Origin of the sequence: Zhongshania aquatica (assembly GCF_027257955.1) — a bacterium.
Classification (GTDB): domain Bacteria; phylum Pseudomonadota; class Gammaproteobacteria; order Pseudomonadales; family Spongiibacteraceae; genus Spongiibacter; species Spongiibacter aquatica.
This window is the reverse complement of record NZ_JANZNQ010000105.1, coordinates 1-506: the sequence shown is the minus strand read 5'-3', so window position 1 is coordinate 506 and position 506 is coordinate 1. Positions and strand designations below refer to the sequence as shown.

Annotated in this window: 2 protein-coding genes; both read left to right on the top strand. The window is 41.9% G+C overall.

Translation table 11 applies throughout. The features are described from left to right. Window positions 1–214, top strand: a 214-nt coding sequence (locus tag O9X78_RS20855) for an ATP-binding protein (protein WP_269621605.1), incomplete at its 5' end; no start/stop codon positions are given. 82 nt (window positions 215–296) lie between these two features. Further along, a complete protein-coding gene (locus O9X78_RS20850; protein WP_269621604.1) occupies window positions 297–419 on the top strand; it encodes a hypothetical protein in 123 nt (40 codons plus the stop codon). Window positions 420–506: the final 87 nt, after the last annotated feature.

Sequence of the window (506 nt, the reverse complement as noted above, 5' to 3'; positions counted from 1 at the left end):
CTTGCTGGAAATCATGGAGGATCGGCACAACAAAAAAACAACGATAGTGACGAGCCAGCTTCCGGTGGAAAACTGGCATGACTTTATCAATGATCCAACGTTGGCTGACGCCATCTTGGATCGACTTCTACACAACGCTCACAAGATCAATTTGAAAGGTGAATCCATGCGAAAACTGATGACAACATTGACTGAAGCTGATCACTTAAAGTAAAAAGGCTGCACTGATGCATAAGGTGAATTAAGTGATCACGTTCAAGCGGTACGACTGATCAGGTTCAGCGGAATACGCAGCTATGAAAAACACAGCGGCTTTACAACAAGAAAACGATTTATTACGCGAACAGCTTGCTGTAGAAAAGAAAAACTTCTTCTTGAAATCATTGCTGTCCCATAAATCAGACATAAAAAAGGCTTGAACCTCAACAAGTTGCTACAATGGATGTGCGACCAAACACTGTAAAAACAGGGAGATTCAAGCCTTGGCACATCATAACACGGTATTT